This is a genomic window from Variovorax paradoxus, from assembly GCF_000834655.1.
Lineage (GTDB): Bacteria > Pseudomonadota > Gammaproteobacteria > Burkholderiales > Burkholderiaceae_C > Variovorax > Variovorax paradoxus_F.
In genome coordinates this window covers 1-15,153 of sequence record NZ_JXQQ01000043.1, presented here as the reverse complement: position 1 = coordinate 15,153, position 15,153 = coordinate 1, and the positions used below count along the sequence as shown (strand labels likewise).

The window sequence follows — 15,153 nt, the reverse complement described above, 5'->3', positions numbered from 1 at the left end:
GTGAACGGGCTTCTACTCAGCGCGAGCTTTTATCTTCAGCGACGCTGAACCGGTGTTCCGTCGCGCTGCGGAACACCTCGCCCGGCCGCAGCACCGTCGACGGAAAGCCCGGCTGGTTCGGCGAATCCGGGTAGTGCTGCGTCTCCAGGCAGAGGCCGTCGCCCTGCCGCAGGCTCGCGCCCTGCGAGCCCATGAGGCTGCCGTCGAGGAAGTTGCCCGAATAGAACTGCACGCCAGGTTCGGTCGTGTGCACTTCCATCACGCGGCCGGAGGCTTCGTGCTCGACGCGTGCAGCCAGCGCGAGACCGTCGCCGTTGCGGTCACCGTCAAGAATCCAGTTGTGGTCATAGCCATGCGCGCGCAGCAACTGCTCGTGCCCCTCGCGGATGCGTTCGCCGATGCGCGTCGGCATGCGGAAATCGAAAGGTGTCGCATCCACCTCGGCCGTGCTGAGCGGGATCAGCTGCGCATCGACCGGGCAGAAGCGGCTGGCGGCCAGCATCAACCGGTGGTCCATCACATCGCCGCTGCCCGCGAGGTTGAAGTAGTCGTGGTGGCTCAGGTTCAGCACCGTCGGCTTGTCCGTCTCGGCCCGGTAGTCGATGCGCCAGGTGTTCTCTGTGGCCGAAAGCGTGTAGCGCACCGCAAGGCGCACTTCGCCGGGGTAGCCCTCCTCGCCGTCCGCGCTCGTGTAGCGCAGCTCGATGGCGACGTCGCCGCGCGCGCCTTCCGCTGACACCGGCGCGATCTCCCAGAAGCGCGTGCCGAAGCCCTTCGGCCCGCCATGCAGCGAATTCGCGCCATCGTTCAGGCCCACCTGGTGCGCGGTGCCCTCGAGCGTGAAGCGCCCTGCCGCGATGCGGTTCGCATAGCGGCCGACGATGGTGCCGAAGTGCGGATGCGGCTGGAGGTAGTCGCCCAGCGACGGCAGGCCCAGCACGATGTTCGCGCCGTGCCCGTGCCGGTCGGGCACGTGCAGCGCGGTGACGATGCCGCCGTGGTTGATGGCGGCAAGCCGCAGGCCGCGGCCGTTGTCGAGGGTGTATTCGGTCACCGCGCGCCCATCGGGCATGCGGCCGTATTCACGTGAGGAGATGCTGCTGCTCATTCGGCTCCAGGGGTTGGCGGAAACAGCGCTTCGCGCGCGCACGCCGATGCGGTGTGCAGGCCGATGCGTTCCGTGAGGTCGTGGTAGGTGGGTGGCTCGGCCGCGTGGGTCTTCACCTCGATGCGGTGCCCCGCCTTCGCCACCGCATCGCCGAAGCGCTGCTGCAGGGCGAAGGGCGTGTTCCTGTCGTCGCGGTTGCCGATCAGCACGATGCGCCGCGCCGGGTCGCGCACGATGCCGTTCACGTGGTCCAGCGGATCGTAGAACTGCGTGCTGCCGGTGGTGTCGGTGCGGCCGTCCTTCGACATGCCGAGCATGCGCGCGCGCTCGAGCAGCCCGTAGGCGCCCGAGGTCAGCACCGCGCAGGCCACGCGCGTGCGGCCCATGGTGAGCAGCGCGGCGCCGGCGGTCGCGCCGCCGCTGTGGCCCAGGATCACGATGCGCTGCAGCTGGTGGCGCTGCATGAGCGCATCGAGCGCCGCATCGAGCGCGTGGAACTCCACGGGCTCGCGGCGCCTTCGGTGGTCGCCCGACGAACCGTAGGTGCCGGGCCGCGCCATGAAGATCCACGGCACACCCGCGCGGTCGCGGCTGCGCTGCGCATCGAGCGTGCGCAGCGCCTCGGTGTTCCCGGGAATGCGCGTGGGCGGCTGGTCCATCACGCCGTCGCGGTCGCCGGAGAACTGCACGATGGCCACGCGCGCGCCGTCGATCTCGTCGCTCGCGAAGTAGCGGATGCAGGCCGGGCCTTCGACCGCCTGCACCCAGAGGTAGCCGCGGCGGTCGGGGCAGCTGGCGCGCACGGCCGGCTGGTTCCAGTGCAGCACGGCATCGTCGACTGGCACCGCGGGCGCGCGCTGTGCGCAGGCCGCCTGCATCAGCGCAAGCAGCACGAACGCGAGATGCCGATGCCACCGCAAGACGGGCACGAGGGACATGAAGGGCAGCGTCGTCACAGCTTCCTGAGCAACGCGGAAATGGTTCCGAAGTCGGAGCGGTCGCGGTCGCCCTTCACCAGTACCAGGTCGCCGTCGCGCAGGTACTCGCCCAGGTACTGGGCCACGTCGGCTGCGTTGTCGAAATGCGGACCGAGCAGGCCGGTGGGCACTTCCTCGCGCAGCCAGCGCATCTCGTCGCCGTGCGTCACCACATGCGCGATGCCCGAGGCCAGCAGCGGCTCGGCCAGCCCGCGGTGCATCGCCTCGGCCTGTTCGCCCAGGTTGACGATGCGCCCGAGCACGCCGACCTTGCGCGCGACCGGCGCGTTGCCGGGTGCGCGGTAGCTGCGCACGAAGCCCATTGCGTTGCGCATCGACATGACCTCGGCGTTCCAGCTGTCGTCGACCAGCGTGACCAGCGCGCCGCTGCGGGTGCGCAGCGGCTCCACCTGCATCACCGAGGCGGGCAGCCGCACATCGGGCATGCGCGCGCTGGCCTCCTCGGCATCGAAGCCCATCGCCACGATCGCGGCGAACGCCAGCGCCGAGTTGCGCACGAGGCCGATGCTGGCGACCGGGAACAGGTATTCGTGGATGCGCCCCTTGAACGAGAGCCGCACGCGGCAGCCCGAGGACTCGGGGCGCGCATCGAGCAGGCGGATGCTGTCGTTCGGCCCGGTGCCCACGGTCCACACCTTCGCGGCCGTGCGCATCGCGGCCTTCACTACCTTCGCGAGGTAGGGAATGTGCGCGCTGACGACGGCGATGCCGCCGGGCTCCAGCCCGAGGAAGGCGCGCGACTTGTACTCGGCGGTCTTCTCCAGCGTGTCGGTCTTGGTGGTCTGCGAGAGCCCGACCTCGGTGAGGATCGCCACGTGCGGGCGCGCCTCCAGCGAGATCGGCCCGCGGTCCATCCACAGCGCGCTCTGCGCCATCTCGAGGATGCACACGTCCACGTCGGGGCCCAGGCTCGCCATCGCGCCGGGCACGCCGACGCGCGAGTTGTTGTTTTCCACCGTGGTGAGCACGCGCGCGCCCGGCGGCAGCAGGTCGCGCACCATCGCGACGGTGGACGACTTGCCCACCGTGCCGGTCACGCCCACCACCAGCCCCTTGTAGCGCGCCCGCGCGGCCGCGCCGAGCGAGAGCAGCGCGCGGATCGGGTCGGGCACCTGCAGCAGCGGAAAGTCCGGCGGCAGTCCGTCGACCGCGTGCTGCACGATCGCGCCCGCGCACCGGGTGTGCAGGCGCCGCAGGTCGTCGTGCTGGTCCCAGTCTTCGGGCGCGCGGCTGAAGTTCTCGTGCGCGGCCAGGGTGCGGTAGTCCGATGCCACGAACAGCGCCGGCCCCGGCCGCACCTCCAGGTGCATCGGAAGGCGCACCACCGACTGCACCGACCAGCCCGCGGGCGGCGGCACCAGCCATTGCCCGCCGGTGATCTGCGCGAGTTGCCCGGCCGTCCACACCGGCCCGGGTTCGCGGCTCGCACCCGGCAGGTCGACCGACAGCACCGGTGCGCGGGTCTCGGGCAGCGGCGCCGGCGCGCCGGGCATGCGAAGCCCGCACCACACGGGCAGACGCCGTGCCGCGGGCAGCCCGGGCGCGCCGCGCAGGCGCACCTCGAGCTGCAGCACGTCGCTCTCCATCTGGCGCGCGAGCGGCGGGCGCAGGCCGTAGCGGTCGCGGTAGATGCGCCCGGGCGTCCAGCGGCTGGTCGGCCACATCCAGTCGCAGGGGTCGTGGTCCATGCCCTCGCCCCAGGCCGGCATGGTCTTGCTGCGCATGGGGAGCGCGCGGAACTGCAGCCGCAGGTCCGCCTCGACCGGCGCATCGACCGTCCAGAACGACTCGACCCACAAGAGCTGGCGGCCGAACACCTGGTTGGGCGTGCAGCGCATGCCCACGAGAAGGAGCGGCCCGATCTTCAGCGGCGGCATGGCCGCATCCAAGGGCACGGCATCGACGACCCAGCCGGGCCTGGCGGTGCGCACGGGCGGTGAGGCGGGGCGGGCCACCGCCGCTTCGGCCTTGGCCGATTGCTGCGGTTGCAACGGCTGTTGCGGCAGCACCTCCCGCGCGGGTGGCGCCAGGTGCAGCACGCAGCCCCCTTCCGGCGTCGGAAAGACCTGCGTGCCCAGCGCGTGGCATTGGGCGGCGAAGTGTTCGCTTGCGGCGCGCGCGCGATCGCCTTCGTACTGCGCCGAGAAACCGAAGTCCACGCGGATGGGCGTGAACTGCACGCGCTCGACGCCGTGCGGATGAAGCGTGAGCGAGAAGATGCCCGCGCTCCACGCATCGCCGCGCATCGCATCGAACAGCAGGTCGCCCGCGTCGTGGATGATCGGCCGCCCCCGGTAGATCTCGATTCCCTGCAGCACATGCGCGGAGGTGCCGAGGATGGCGTCGGCGCCCGCATCGATGATCGCGTGGCCCACGGCGATCTCGGCGCGCGAGGGCACGGTCTCCAGGTTGTCGCCCCAGTGCACCGCCACCAGCACCACGTCGACCTCTGCGCGGGCGCGCGCGATGCGCGGCGCGAGCGTCGCGGTCCATTCGGCGGGGTCGGCCAGCGACAGGTAGGCGCCGCCCGGGTGCCAGGCCGTGGCCGCGAACTTCGGCTGCGTGGCATCGAGCGAGAACAGCGCCACGCGCACCTCGCCGGCGCGGGCCATCGCCGGCTGCAGCGCTGCTTCGAGGTCGGGGCCGGTGCCCGCCGAGCCGATGCCGGCGGCGTCCAGCAGCGTCTTCTGTTCCAAGAGGGCCTGCGGGCCGTAGTCGCCGCTGTGGTTGTTGGCGGTGCTCGCCAGGTCGATGCGCGCGGCCGTCAGCACGTCGATCATCTCGGGGCGCGCGCGGTAGTAGTAGGCGCCGGTCTCGTCCTTGTCGACGCCCTGCTCGCCCGTGGTCGCGACCACGCATTCGAGGTTGACGATGCGCAGGTCCGCATCGCGCAGCGCGGCGATGTTGCCGAGCATCGCCTGCGGACCGCCCAGTTCGGCCATCCGGTAGTGCTGGCGCCGGCCCAGGTTGACGTCGCCGCCGAAGGCCACGACGCCCCGTGGCCCCGATGCGGCGGCCGTTTCCGCGGCGCCGGCTTCCGCCTGCTCCGCCTCGCGCTTCTGCAGCATCCGGTGGTACGCCACATACCCAGAGAGGTAGTGCTCCACGTCGTCGATGCGCACCCGGAAGCTGTGGTGCTTGATGAAGAACGACCCCGCCACGCGGTCCGGGTTGCGAAAGAACATCGCAAGCTCCGGCCAGAAGTGGCCGTTGGCCAGGTACCGCGCACGGTGCTCCAGCGCGCGGTCGAACTTCTCGCGATCGAGGCCATCGAGCAGCGGCCGCAGCGCCGGATCGGCCTCGATGCGCAGCACCATTTCGCGCGCGGCCATCATCAGCTCCAGCAGCGTCGGGAAGGTGGTGATGCGCTCCAGCACGAAGTCCAGGTACCCCGCCACGTTCTGCAGCCCGAACTGGTAGTAGCGCGTCTCGGGCCGGTAGCGGGTGAGTTCGTTGACGCAGTAGCTCAGCCAGTGGTCGTGCGCCTGCCAGTGTTTGGCGGCGATGAAATGGTCGAAGGCTTTCTCCACCACCGCGAGCCAGCGCTCGTCGCGCGTGAGCCCATAGAGGCGCATCAGGCCGAAGGCCGCCTCACCGTCGTAGTAGATGACGCGGAACGCATCCTTGATGTCGAGCTTGGGGAAATTGAGCACGTGCACGAAACGCCCGCTCGCCGGGTCCTGCATGGCGCGGATGCCCAGCGCGAGCTGCTCCATCAACGCGAGGTATTGCCGGTCGCCGGTGAGCTCGGTGTACTTCACCAGCGCGAGCAGGCAGACCGCGTTGCCGCCGAGCTTGACCTCGTCGCCGACGTCCACCAGCAGCGCCGCGCGCGTGCCGTCGGGCAGCGGCACCTGGCGGATCAGGCGCTGCGTGAGGAGGCCCAGCGAGCGGTCGATGGCCGCCTTCTGCGTGGCGCTGCGCGTGAGCTCCCAGGCTTCGAGCATCGCGTAGGTGGTGCTGGCGTGGCGCAGGGTGTTGTAGGTCGGGATGGCGCGGTCGAAGCACGGGAACCAGCCGTAGTGGAATTCGCCGCTGGGCTTGACCTGTTCGGCAAGGTAGTCGCTGGCCGAATCGATCATCCGGCGGACCTGCCCCATGTTCCATTGGTCCAGCCGGCGGTAGCCCGCGGACTGGCCTTGGGCGGTGATGGGCCATGCACCGGTTTGATCGACGTACACGGCGCGGGTGGTGAAGCACCACACGGGCGCGGAATCGTCCGCGGGAAAGTCGATCTCGGTGCCGAACCGGCGCTTGGCATGCAGGCGCAGGTTGGCGGGGTTGGGCAGCGCGTGCTCGACCTCGCCGCTGTAGAGCACCGCCGCGCCCTGCATCTCCTGCGCGAGCATCGCGTGCTTGAAGTGCGCGTCGAAGGCGATGCCCTGGTTGAAATAGTTGCGCTTGGTTTGCGCCAACTTCGCTTTCAGCGCGCCCCAGCTCATGGCCGTGACGGTGTCGACGATTTCCGCGCGCAGGCGCTCGGGGAGCCGGTCGCCGCGCTGGGCCTGGACGGCCGCTGCATCGGCGGCGCGTTGCCACGCAGCCTCGATGTCGGGTCCGCGTCCGGCCACGACGCGGGCGCGGCTCTCGCCTTCGCCCATGGCAATGAACACCACGCACCCCGCCTCCGCGGTCGCGGGCGATGCCGCAGGTAGTGCGCCTGCGGCATCCGCCAGGGCGAGCCTGGCGCGGTTCAACAGATCGGCGAGGGGTTGGGGGTCGTGCGTCATTCCAGCGCGAATGATGACAGGCCAAGGCGCGCCCTGCCATCCCGGCGATCCATGATCCGGCGCCCTGCCCGAACGCGGTGTACGTGTTGTTCAGGTGCTGCTCAGGCACCCGGGTCCAGGGCCGCGCAATCGAAGGAGTTCAGGCCCAGGCTTCCATCACCGTGCCGCGCACCGCATCGACCGACACAGTCCGCTTGCCGTCACCCGGCGCGATCCAGCACAGCCACGTGTGCGACCGCCAGCCATTCCAGATCGCAAGCTCGCCGTTGCGTGCGCCCTGCTCGGCCTGGTCGAGCCGCATCAGCCCCGCGCCCATGCCGCTGGCGACCATGCTGCGGATCGCGCTCTCGCCGTCGGCGGTGCGGCCCTGCTGGTACTCGCGGCCCGCGCCCGCGAACAGCTTCTCCAGGTGCACGCGCAGGATGCAGGAGGTCGGCGTGCCCACCCACGGCAGGTTCACCAGTTCGTCGAGCGAAAGATCGGGATGCGCCTGGGCCACCGGCAACGGCAGCACCACGGCCAGGTCGACGACGCCGAGGCGCCGCAGCTCCAGCCCCTCGGCCTGCTCACTGTCGCTGAGCACGTAGGCGCAGTCGAGCTCGCCGCGCTGCACGCCGGCCAGCGTCTCGAACGACAGCCCCTGCTTCAACTGCAGCGTGACCTGCGGATGCCGCTCGGCCAGCGTCACCAGCACTTCGCCCAATTTCAGCGACACCGGATCGACCACCGTGCCGAAGCGCACCACGCCCTGCGCCGCGCCGCGCAGCTGGTCGGCCGCCGAACGCATGCGCATGGCCGAGGCCAGCGTGCGCTCGGCCTCGTCCAGCAGGCTGTGGCCGGCTTCGGTGGGCACCATGCCGCGCGGGGTGCGATCGAAAAGCTTCACGCCCAGTTCGTCTTCGAGTGCCTTGAGCTGCGCGCTGACCGCCGGGGCGCTGGTGAACACGCGCTCGGCGGCGCGGGTGAGGCTGCCCTCCCTGGCGATGGCGACAAAGGTCTTGAGTTGGTAGAGCTCCATGGGGCAAATTGTGGGCGCTTCGGCCCGGATCGGCCATTCGCTTTTTTGGAGGGCCCCCTCCAAAGAAGCGAATGGAAATCGGGGCGGCGAACACCGATTCTTGGAGCCATCGATTCATTGCAAAGGCTCCCCCGTGTCGTCCTCCCTTTCCCCTCGTCAACGCCTGCTCGGCATCGCCGCGCTGCTGGTCGCCACCTCCAGCTGGGGCGGCATGTTCCTCGTCAGCAAGGGCGTGCTGCACCACGTCGAACCGGTGTGGTTCACGCTCATCCGCTACAGCATGTCCGCGCTGCTGTTCGTGCTGCTCATTCTTCCGCGCGGCATGGCGCCCTGGCGCAAGCTCAGGCTGCACGCGGGGCCGCTCGCGCTGCGCGGGTTCGCGGGCTTCGGCGTCTTCAGCGTGATGCTGCTGGTCGGCCTGGCGCACTCTGTGCCCGCGCACGGCGCGGTCATCGTGGCCACCACGCCCATGACCACGCAGCTGCTGCGCTGGGCGCTCGACGGCGTGCGCCCTTCGCGCACGACGCTCCTGGCCTCGGCGCTGGCGCTGCTGGGCGTGGCCATCGTGTCGGGGCTGCTGTTCGGCGACGCATCGGCGGGCGCATCGACGCTCTTCGGCGATGCCATCGCCTTCGTCGGCACGCTGGGCTGGGTCTGGTACACGCGGGGCGCGGCGCGCTTTCCGGGGCTCGACGTGATCGAGTACAGCGCGCTCACGGTGCTGGCCGCATGGCCGCTGCTGCTGGCCGGCGCCGTCGGGGCGAGCGTGCTGGGGCTCTCGCAGATGCCCAGCGCGGAAGGCCTGCGCCTGTCGTGGGAAGCACTGCTCTACGTGGGCCTGGTGTCTTCGGCCATCGCGGTGCTGGCTTTCAACTACGGCGTGAGCAAGCTCGGCGCCGTGACGGGCACGGCCTTCTTCAACTTCGTGCCGGTGTCCGCGCTCCTGATGAGCATGGCGATGGGCAAGATGCCCACGGCCAACGAGGCGGTCGGCATGGCGATGGTGATCGGCGCGCTGCTGATCCATACCGCGGCGGGCCGCAAGGCTTCTGCGGCGCTGGCGGCAGAGGCCGTGCCGACGCTCCAGAATCGCGGCACCTGTGCAGCCACTTCATGAAAACATGAGCCAAGCCCGACTCTTCACGCCCCTTCAACTCGGCGCGCTTCGCCTGGACAACCGCATCGTCATCGCGCCGATGTGCCAGTACTCCGCCACGGAGGGCACGCCCGGCGACTGGCACCTGATCCACCTGGGCCACCTCGCGCTCTCGGGCGCGGGGCTGATGATCCTGGAGGCGACGGCGGTGGAGGCCGCAGGGCGCATCTCGCCCGGCGACCTCGGGCTCTATTCCGATGCCAATGAAGAGGGCCTGGCCCGCGTGCTCGCGGCGACGCGGGCCCATTCGCCCATCAAGATCGCAATGCAGCTCGGGCACGCGGGGCGCAAGGCATCGAGCCGCGCGCCATGGGAAGGCGGCAAGCAGATCGCGCCTGGCGAGCCCGGTGGCTGGAAGGCCTGCGCACCCTCGGCCGTGCCGCACTCGCCGACGGAAGACGCGCCGCTCGCACTCGACGCCGCAGGGCTCGCCCGCATCCGCAAAGCCTTCGTCGACACCGCGCGGCGCGCGGCGCGGCTGGGCATCGACGGCCTGGAGATCCACGCGGCGCACGGCTACCTGCTGCACCAGTTCCTCTCGCCGCTGGCCAATCACCGCGACGACGAATACGGCGGCAGCCTCCAGAACCGCATGCGCTTTCCGCTCGAGGTGTTCGACGCGGTGCGCGAAGCCTTTCCCGCCGACAAGCCGGTGTGGGTGCGCGTGTCGGCCGTCGACTGGGTGCCGGACGGCTGGGACCTCGAAGGCACCGTCGCCTTCGCCAAGGCACTCGAAGCGCGCGGCTGCGCAGCCATCCACGTATCCAGCGGCGGCGTGTCGCCGAAGCAGGCCATCGCGCTCGGCGCGGGCTACCAGGTGCCGTTCGCCGAGCGTGTGAAGTCCGAGGTCGGCATGCCGGTCATCGCCGTGGGCCTTATCACCGAGCCGCGCCAGGCCGAGGAAATCATCGCCAAGGGCCAGGCCGATGCGGTGTCGCTCGCACGCGCGATCCTCTACGACCCGCGCTGGCCGTGGCACGCGGCCGCAGAGCTGGGCGCGCAGGTGAAGGCGCCGCACCAATACTGGCGCTCGCAGCCGCGCGAGTTCAAGGATCTGTTCGAGAACGCGGCGTTCGGGGCGCGTTAACCATCGTCGTCGAACGATTGGCTGCGGCGTCTCTTGCGCTGCCGGAATCCATGCTGCCGATCCAGGCAGATCGCGGCAGATGTCGGCCGATGAGCCAGCCGCTCGCAGCGAGTTTTCGCCGAATGCGAGTCTGCGCACGTGAAGTTTTTTGGCGTTGCCGGGCCTGATTGATGGACATCGAGGTCAGTTCACTATTGTTCGCAGTACGTGTGGCCGGCGTGCATCAGACTTTTGAGCTTCCGCAAAAGAAGCTCTGCGCATGCCACAAACCCTCTCGATTTCCAGCGCGGCCATTCCGCTGTTCCAGGACCAGCCAAGCCTCGAACCTGTGAGGCTGGCCGGCCGCGAAGGCATGAACTGCCTTTTCGAATACGAGTTGCTCCTCAAGACGCCGGATGCACTGGATCCCGGGGCCAGCGGAGCTGCCGATTTCGATCTCGATGCGTTCGTTGGCCGCGAAATCAACTGCTCGATAGAACTGGACGGTTCCGGCGCCTTCGCACCGGGGGCCACGGGCTTGCGCATGGACCACGCAGGCTCCGGTGTGCGCCAGATCAACGCACTGATCACCGACGCTGTCGTCTGGGGAGAAGAAGGCCGACACATCCAATACAGGCTGACGCTGCGGCCCTGGCTGCACCTGGCCACCCTCACCACCGATTGCAAGATCTTCCAGGACAAGACCGTTGTCGAGATTCTCGATGAGCTGCTGGCCGACTACGCATTCCCGGTCGACAAGCGCCTTTTCGACACGTACCCGGTACGCGATTTCCAAACGCAGTTCAACGAGACGGACTTCGATTTCTTCAGCCGAATGTGCGAAGAGTGGGGACTGAGCTATCACTTCGAGCACGACGAAGGCAAGCATCGCCTGGTCCTGAGCGATGCCATGGGGGCCTACAAGCCTGCCGATAGTGCGGCGTACCGGCAAGTCCAATACCACGCGCCCGGATGGAAGGTCGATGCCGAATACATCAGCAGCTTCGTTCCTCATGCGCACCTCACGAGCGGCCAGTATTCGACCCGCGACCACGACTACACCCGCCCACGTGCCGACCTGAGCGTCGTTCGCAAGGATCCCCGGCAGACAGGGCAATCCGGTGCGGAGGTCTACCAGTGGCACGCCGCCGACGGGGGCAGCCACTACGCCCAACCCCGCGCCGGTCGGGCGCAGCCCAACGATCCTCATGACGAAGGCAGACTGCTGGCGCTGTTGCGAATGCAGGCCCTTCGCACCCACGGCGACCGGGCCCAGGCCAGCGGCAATCTGCGAGGCATGCGGCCCGGCTGCATCTTCGAGTTGCAAAAGCATCCTCGAAAGAAGGCGAACGCCGAGTACCTCATCCTCGACACACATTTCGTCATCGAGAACGTCGCACAGGACAGCCAGAACGGGGATGCGGCGCGCGCACGCCGCCAGCAGTGGCAAGTCCTGGTGGACTTCACCGCTCATCCGGTCGCCCAGCCCTTGCGCCCGCCTTCCACGCGTGCGAAGCCCCAAACGGGAGGCCCTCAGTCCGCGCTGGTGGTTGGCCCCGAGGGGCAGAACCTCTGGACCGACGAATTGGGGCGCATCAAGGTCCAGTTTCACTGGGACCGCATCGGCCTGAAGAATCAGCACAGCACCTGCTGGCTTCGCGTGAGCTCCCCGTGGGCCGGCAACCAGTTGGGCGGTATCCATATTCCGCGCATCGGTCAGGAAGTCATCGTCGACTTCTTTGGCGGCGATCCCGATCTGCCGATCTGCACCGGGCGTGTCCACAACCAGTCGAACCTTCCACCCTGGGTATTGCCCAATCAGTCGGCAATCTCCGGTTTTCGCAGTCGCGAGTTGACCAAGGAAGGCGGCAACAGTGCCGCAGGTCGCTCCAACCATCTGGCTTTCGACGATACCGACGGCAGGATCCAGGCGCAGGTGAAGTCCGACCACCAGCACAGCCAGCTCTCGCTCGGCCACATCACACGCATCGAAGACAACGCCGGGCGCAAAGACCCGCGCGGCCAGGGCTTCGAGCTGCGCACGGACGGGCATGGTGCGGTGCGCGCAGGCAACGGGCTCTTGCTCACCACCGAGCCCCGCCCCAACGCGCGATCACATGCGCTCGACAGCGCCGAGACTGCAGACCGTTTGTCGCAAGGCCAGGACCAGCACGACAGCCTGGCCACGGCGGCAATGAGGGCCGACGCGCACGTCCCGGGCGACCAGGACGAAGTTGCCCTGGCACTGAAGAAACAAGGCGATGAGATCAAGGGCCACGGCGGCGATCGTGCCCAGGGTGAATTTCGCGAGTTCCTGGCGCCTCATCTCGTGCTCGCCAGTCCAGTTGGCATTGCAACCGCCACGCCGCACTCGACGCACCTTGCCAGCGGTGAGCACATTGCGCTGACCAGCGGCAGCCACACCAGCATCTCATCCCAAAAAAGCTTCCTGGTCAGTGCCGCGCAAGCCGTTCGCCTGTTTGCCTTCAAGGGCCTGATCAAGATCGTTGCAGCGCAGGACGACATCGACATCACGGCACTGCGAAAAAGCATCCACATGCTGGCCAGGAAGGACATCACGTTGAGGGCCAACAAGATCACGCTGGACGCCGACGAGATCGTGACCATCAACGGCGGCACCAGTTACAGCCTATGGAAAAAGGCCCACATCGAGCATGGAACCACCGGCCTGTGGCGCGAATACGCAGGCAGTCACAGCCTCCAGCCGCAGAAGGAATTGCCGCTACCAACGATCAAATTCCCGACGACGCTGTGCGAGGACTGTGTGCTCAAGGCGCTCAAGTCCGGCAGCCCGGTTGCAGCGGTCGGGGAATGAGCCGTGTACTTTGCACAAGATCCCACCGACCTGAGAACGGCTGAAAAGCACCTGGCCGATGCGTTCGCTGCCGAACCCGGTCTCCATTGGATAGCGCTGATCGACAGCGCGTTCGACCACGGCAGCAACGCCGTCGGAACCCTCTACAAAGGGCTCAATTGCTACGCGGCGGAATACCCGCTCAACGACCTGGCGGGCGCAGCGCCGTGGTTGATCGAACTGGACCCGTTCGAAAAAAGCCACCGGCAGATCGCGCGGCTGCTTGCCCACTGCAGCGGACGACCGATGCTCAGCGTGATGGCAAGCCGTATTCCGGCGCGGGCTCTCGGCAAGCGCTGGCTGCCCTTGCATCGCGTGCACACGAACGACAACCAGCGCCTCCTGCTTCGCTTTGCCGACACCCGCACGCTGCCCTTGCTGCCCGACATCCTGGCGCCTGCGCAGTGGGCGGCCATTGCGGCGCCGCTTGCCCATTGGTTCTATGTGGCACGAGAGGGCGCCATGGTCGCCGCTCGTTTGCCCGAGCCCTCGGAAGCCGCTGCGCCGACGGCCTTGCATCTGAGCCAAGCACAGCTGGACGCCATGGTGAGAGCCTGCGAACCCGATGCCGCACTCGACCTGCTGGCCGATCAGATGCCTGAAATATTCGCGCCCACCATGGCGCACGGCAACCTGCACGGCTACATCAAGAAAAAAACATTCGGCTTGATCGAGAGGCACGGCATCGAAAACTGGACTGACAAGGTGTCACTGGTCACGGCCGAGTTGCTGACCAGCGGAAAGATTCATCACAACCCCAAGCTGGAGGAACTGCTGCTCACCAAGGCGTGGCAACCGGGCAATCTGCGCGAAGCATTGCTGAATCACAACATCCTTTGAACGTCTGCAAAGCATGGAATATCTCGTCGTTTTTCTATCGTTGCTTCTGTATTTCTGGCAACGCCATGGCTTGTTCATCTTCGTTCCGCTCGTCTATTCGATCGGTTACCTCTTGCTGGGATGGATCGGGGTCAAAACCAGGATCTTGCGTCTTGGATTGACCTTGCTGTGCGTGCCCATCCTTTTCTGGTCTTTCTTGTTCCGAAGAAGCTTCTTCATGGCCGAAGACGCCTCGGAGTTCTGGGCAATGGCCGTCAGTCTTTGGCACGAGGTGCTCACTGCTTCTCCTACGAATCCCTGGATCATCTGCACCACCCTCAGCATGGCGGCGGGTTCGATTCTTTGCAGCATGGGAATCTCGAAGAAAAGGCGTACGAAACAACGCCAGAGCGCGGCATCATGAAAGCGATCGCCCTTGCAAGCACCTCGAAGCATTCGCGCATTTCGCGCGCCGTCTGGCGCGCGCTGGGTGTCTCGGTAGCTGCCGTCGTTCTGACTGCTTGCGACAACAACGACATGCTGGCTGGGGATGTCACCGGCTACAACCACATGCCTGACTCCGGTTGGAGCATTGGGGGTTTCACGGTCGATGGTGCAGGAGGGCCAAATATTCAACCCGAAAGCGGCGGCGGGAAATTCTCCTGCTGCATGTCGTTCCCAAAGCACTGGCGCCCCGGGATGAAAGTCAAAGTCAGATGGTTCTACAACCACAAGGCCAGCGACCCCGAGGCTACGCCTCCCCCGCCCCAAGAAGCGGAAGCCGAAGTCCCTGAATACACGCCCAAGACGGCGGGCGCAGTCAACGTGCATTTCTATTCGGATCACCGCATCAAGGTGGTGATAAGCAGGTATGCGATCGAACATCCTCGCTATCCGATGAGCAAAGACGACACGAAACCCTGGGTCACGCGCACGGACATTGTTGATGAATGACCTTGCGCATGCGCTGGAGGAAGCCGGACGCGCACAGCTCGGGACTCAGTCCGTTGCCCATGACGACAGCATTAAAAACACCGGGAGGAAATCCATTGAAATCAATCACCACACGCCGCCCTGTGCCGCATCGCCTCTGGCAGCTCGCCTGCATCGGGGCGGTAGCGATCATGCTGGGCGCCTGCAACGATAACGACATGCTGGCTGGGGATGTCACCGGCTACAACCACATGCCTATATCGGGTGGGTGGAGCATTGCCGGATTCACAGTCAATGGCGCTGGGGGGCCCGGCATTCAAGCCGAGAGCGGCGGTGGGAAATTCTCCTGCTGCATGTCATTTCCCAGGCAATGGCATCCTGGCATGAAGGCCAAGGTCAGCTGGTTCTACGACGTCAAGGTCGGAGACCCTCGAACACCCCCTCCGCCGC

At 67.3% G+C, this 15,153-nt stretch carries 11 protein-coding genes; 7 read left to right on the top strand and 4 right to left on the bottom strand.

Features of this window, described 5'->3' with window-relative positions:
* Nucleotides 1–16: 16 nt before the first annotated feature.
* From RT97_RS18115 to RT97_RS18100, 4 genes are all read right to left on the bottom strand, one after another.
* Nucleotides 17–1,108 (bottom strand): aldose epimerase family protein, encoded by a 1,092-nt coding sequence (locus tag RT97_RS18115; RefSeq protein ID WP_042580196.1) that lies wholly within the window; start codon nucleotides 1,106–1,108, stop codon nucleotides 17–19.
* Nucleotides 1,105–2,046: an alpha/beta hydrolase family protein gene (locus RT97_RS18110; protein WP_042580251.1), complete on the bottom strand. Its 942-nt coding sequence runs from the start codon at nucleotides 2,044–2,046 to the stop codon at nucleotides 1,105–1,107. Before RT97_RS18110 ends, RT97_RS18115 begins: the two co-directional genes overlap by 4 nt.
* A gap of 14 nt (nucleotides 2,047–2,060) precedes the next feature.
* Nucleotides 2,061–6,836 carry a CapA family protein gene (locus RT97_RS18105; RefSeq protein ID WP_042580195.1) on the bottom strand — a complete coding sequence of 1,592 codons (4,776 nt, stop codon included), beginning with the start codon at nucleotides 6,834–6,836 and terminating at the stop codon, nucleotides 2,061–2,063.
* A gap of 139 nt (nucleotides 6,837–6,975) precedes the next feature.
* Nucleotides 6,976–7,854, bottom strand: coding sequence for a LysR family transcriptional regulator (locus RT97_RS18100; RefSeq protein WP_042580194.1), 879 nt, complete (start codon nucleotides 7,852–7,854; stop codon nucleotides 6,976–6,978).
* Between the two features lie 133 nt (nucleotides 7,855–7,987).
* Between RT97_RS18100 and RT97_RS18095 the strand changes: the two genes are divergently transcribed.
* The 7 genes from RT97_RS18095 to RT97_RS32570 all read left to right on the top strand — a co-directional run.
* On the top strand, nucleotides 7,988–8,971 hold the full coding sequence (locus RT97_RS18095; protein WP_042580193.1) for a DMT family transporter: 984 nt from the start codon (nucleotides 7,988–7,990) through the stop codon (nucleotides 8,969–8,971).
* Nucleotides 8,972–8,975: 4 nt separating this feature from the next.
* A complete protein-coding gene (locus tag RT97_RS18090; protein WP_042580192.1) occupies nucleotides 8,976–10,097 on the top strand; it encodes an NADH:flavin oxidoreductase/NADH oxidase in 1,122 nt (373 codons plus the stop codon).
* Nucleotides 10,098–10,356: 259 nt separating this feature from the next.
* Nucleotides 10,357–12,912, top strand: a complete 2,556-nt coding sequence (locus RT97_RS18085; RefSeq protein WP_042580191.1) for a type VI secretion system Vgr family protein — start codon at nucleotides 10,357–10,359, stop codon at nucleotides 12,910–12,912.
* 3 nt (nucleotides 12,913–12,915) lie between these two features.
* A complete protein-coding gene (locus RT97_RS18080) occupies nucleotides 12,916–13,791 on the top strand; it encodes a DUF4123 domain-containing protein (RefSeq protein WP_052810696.1) in 876 nt (291 codons plus the stop codon).
* A 13-nt stretch (nucleotides 13,792–13,804) separates the two neighbouring features.
* On the top strand, nucleotides 13,805–14,194 hold the full coding sequence (locus RT97_RS33470) for a hypothetical protein (RefSeq protein ID WP_042580190.1): 390 nt from the start codon (nucleotides 13,805–13,807) through the stop codon (nucleotides 14,192–14,194).
* Nucleotides 14,191–14,724 (top strand): DUF3304 domain-containing protein, encoded by a 534-nt coding sequence (locus RT97_RS32575; protein ID WP_172672222.1) that lies wholly within the window; start codon nucleotides 14,191–14,193, stop codon nucleotides 14,722–14,724. Before RT97_RS33470 ends, RT97_RS32575 begins: the two co-directional genes overlap by 4 nt.
* A gap of 95 nt (nucleotides 14,725–14,819) precedes the next feature.
* Nucleotides 14,820–15,153: DUF3304 domain-containing protein (locus RT97_RS32570; RefSeq protein ID WP_216595180.1), on the top strand; the 334-nt coding region annotated here is incomplete at its 3' end.

Excerpts from the sequence above, each read along its gene's own strand:
- RT97_RS18090 (WP_042580192.1), top strand. The coding sequence starts at position 8,976 with ATGAGCCAAGCCCGACTCTTCACGCCCCTTCAACTCGGCGCGCTTCGC.
- RT97_RS18085 (WP_042580191.1), top strand. The coding sequence starts at position 10,357 with ATGCCACAAACCCTCTCGATTTCCAGCGCGGCCATTCCGCTGTTCCAG.
- RT97_RS18100 (WP_042580194.1), bottom strand. The coding sequence starts at position 7,854 with ATGGAGCTCTACCAACTCAAGACCTTTGTCGCCATCGCCAGGGAGGGC.
- RT97_RS33470 (WP_042580190.1), top strand. The coding sequence starts at position 13,805 with ATGGAATATCTCGTCGTTTTTCTATCGTTGCTTCTGTATTTCTGGCAA.
- RT97_RS32575 (WP_172672222.1), top strand. The coding sequence starts at position 14,191 with ATGAAAGCGATCGCCCTTGCAAGCACCTCGAAGCATTCGCGCATTTCG.
- RT97_RS18105 (WP_042580195.1), bottom strand. The coding sequence starts at position 6,836 with ATGACGCACGACCCCCAACCCCTCGCCGATCTGTTGAACCGCGCCAGG.
- RT97_RS18115 (WP_042580196.1), bottom strand. The coding sequence starts at position 1,108 with ATGAGCAGCAGCATCTCCTCACGTGAATACGGCCGCATGCCCGATGGG.
- RT97_RS18110 (WP_042580251.1), bottom strand. The coding sequence starts at position 2,046 with ATGTCCCTCGTGCCCGTCTTGCGGTGGCATCGGCATCTCGCGTTCGTG.